General features: G+C 56.8%; 3 protein-coding genes. 2 read left to right on the plus strand and 1 reads right to left on the minus strand.

Features of this window, described 5'->3' with window-relative positions:
• The coding region (locus tag QZY01_RS17340) for a hypothetical protein (RefSeq protein WP_294539649.1) at positions 1 to 114 on the plus strand (114 nt) is incomplete at its 5' end.
• Between the two features lie 101 nt (positions 115 to 215).
• On the opposite strand, the gene QZY01_RS17345 is transcribed toward QZY01_RS17340, so the two are convergent.
• Positions 216 to 2,006 carry a MobA/MobL family protein gene (locus tag QZY01_RS17345; protein WP_294539643.1) on the minus strand — a complete coding sequence of 597 codons (1,791 nt, stop codon included), beginning with the start codon at positions 2,004 to 2,006 and terminating at the stop codon, positions 216 to 218.
• A 97-nt stretch (positions 2,007 to 2,103) separates the two neighbouring features.
• On the opposite strand from QZY01_RS17345, the gene QZY01_RS17350 reads away from it, so the two are divergent.
• Positions 2,104 to 2,472, plus strand: a complete 369-nt coding sequence (locus tag QZY01_RS17350) for a transposase (RefSeq protein WP_294539646.1) — start codon at positions 2,104 to 2,106, stop codon at positions 2,470 to 2,472.
• Positions 2,473 to 2,506: the final 34 nt, after the last annotated feature.

Here is a 2,506-nt window from a genome sequence, read left to right on the forward strand (position 1 = left end):
ATCTATCCCGCAGGCGTTAAAGTGTCCGACGAAGCAATCAATGCCGTCGAACTCCGCCGCCACGAATTCCACGGAGAGTGGAATTACACGATCAGGCCCCACTCAACCCCATGAAGCGGTTATTGTTCAACAGCGCCTAAGCGCCGAACTCTCCTGACGCGCCGGCCCAAACGGCCGCACCATGACGAAGGACGAAATCGACGCCATGTGGGGATCTATCGCTCCCAACCGCCGCGACCGCGCGGAGGACGTGGTGGATTGGTCAAGATGGCCCGGCGGCGGTCACGCCGTTCTTTTTCGCGTCGCTCCTCTTCCTCTTTGGAAATCATTGGAACGGGAGGAGCCGCTGTAACGGAAGGCTTTTTTTCGGGTTCTGGTTTAGATGGAGAATTTTCGGGATTGGCTGGTTTTGCCGGCGCGTTAATGGACTTCGTATCTGCGATGGAAAGACCTTGTTTTTGGGGAACATGAGGCGAAAGTGGTGCTACGACCGGCCGGACCGTTCCGGCCACTGGCGTCGGGGTAACTGCATCTTTTTGTCCGGCAGTCGTTTTTGTAGGCAATTCAGGCGAAAACGATCTGGCTGCGCCGATTGGCGGCGCCGAAGCATGAGCAGGGGCGATGGTTCTTGGCGGGACGACTGGCGAGGGCGTAGGCGCCGTGGATACCGGATTTTTGATGACGTCCGGTTGTGCCGGTGGTTTTGACGGCGCAGCAAAGGCAGCGGCTTTTCGGGATATCTGCCTTAGTCTTCCCATGCCTGGATCGATGAGTGGGGGTGGCGCATAGGGATCTGGTCGAATTGGTTGCATAGGGTGGGTGACAGGGATCGGCGTAGTCGGGGGCCGCACGGTCGTCCGGATTGGCGGCGGCGATGGGGTGGCCGGCGGCGTCGCGACCGGGACTTCGATCGTATTTTGGTTCGCCTGAAAAATTTGAAGAACACCAGAAAGGCCGGCGCGGCCCATTAGATCCGAGAAGCTTCGGCCTGGCAGCGAAAGAGAACCCAGCGAGATTTTTCCGAGCTGTTTTTCGAGCAGGATGAGCTGGTTGACGGCCAGGCGCTGGCTTTCGCGCGCTAGCTCTTCCTGATCGTCAAGCGGCTTGGCGAGATGGCGGTGCAATTGTTCGATTGCAGCCTTCATTTTTTTGGAATCGGGTGAGGAAGGTCCGATCTCTGGCGTCAGAGCGGACAATTCCTTGTCGATGGCAATCTTCAAGGCGACGCGATCAAGCCTTGTGTCGTTTATCCGGTTTATGGCTCCGATATAGGCGCCATGCGCCGCCTTGGCCATAACGATCGACGCTGGCGCTCTTTTTGAGACGTTGGCGATCAGATTTACAAATCTTTTGGTGACTCCTTTATTAGGCAGGATGATTTCGGCTTCGTCAGCCGCTTTCATCAAAGCGCGATCCCATCTTTTTTCGACTTTCAAAGCGGCTTCGGGATTATCACGACCGCGTTGGACGTCATGAAATTCAGACCTCGTTAAATTTGGAAGGACTTCATAAATGATTCCCATTTCTTCGTATTTTCGATGGTCGTAAATGGGCGCCATGCCATTTTGTTTTCGAACGGCGTTGACGATTTCGGCAAAATTTTTACGGGCTTGACGTGGCCATTTGATATCTTGAAAATCGCGGATTTTGCCCTGTTGGTGAGGCCTTCGTGAAATTGTGACGCGATTAGCTTTCTTAGTCGTTTGAACAATCGAGAAATCCCATGCTTCCATTCCCGTAGATGGATCGATCATTTTCGTGGCCGGGCGATCATGAAAAGTTATGTGCATATGATAATGGCGTTCGTCATTCGATTTTGTCGGTTTGTGAATGGCGCAATGGAAAGGAGCCCCTTTTTGAGAAAATTGCTGGTCACAAAATCTTTGTGCAATTTCTAGCCGCTGTGCCGGTGTCATATCAGCTGGCAGGTCGATGATGAGACGGTTTTGTACGCGACCACCTCGCCATGGGGCGAATGCGATCGGTTGTGCATCGTCGACCGTCACGGTCCGATGGTAAGCGTCCAGCCGGCGCCATTCTGGCGGCGCGGGGCTCGTGTTTGGTAATGGTTGGACATGGATAGCAACATCTATGTCTAGGCCTATGCGCGGAACCAACACGAACCAATTCATCGAGGTCCGAGCCGAGCGGCTCGACGGAGCGCCGGTTGGCGAACGCCGGCGCTGGTCCGACGACTTCAAGGACGGAGCGATCGCGGCGTCGCTGGAGCCAGGGGTGAATATTTCGGCGCTGGCGCGGACGCTGGATATCGCGCCGTCGCAGCTGTTCGGGTGGCGTCGCGCTGCCGCTTTGCGGGCGGAGAAGGTCGAGCGCCAGGCGCCGGCGGAGCCGCGTGCGACCAAGACGCGGCAGCGCGTGGAGATCGAGATCGGCGGAGCGGTGGTGCGGGTGAACGCCGACATTCTGGAAGCCGACCTTCGCCGTCTGCTGCGCGCGGTGCGCGAGGCATGATCCCGCAAGGCGCACGGGTGCTGTTGCGGGCGGC

This window comes from uncultured Rhodoblastus sp. (assembly GCF_903903185.1).
Taxonomy (GTDB): domain Bacteria; phylum Pseudomonadota; class Alphaproteobacteria; order Rhizobiales; family Beijerinckiaceae; genus Rhodoblastus.

Bases quoted from the DNA above. Each gene is read 5' to 3' on its own strand.
- QZY01_RS17350 (WP_294539646.1), top strand. From the start codon at position 2,104: ATGCGCGGAACCAACACGAACCAATTCATCGAGGTCCGAGCCGAGCGG.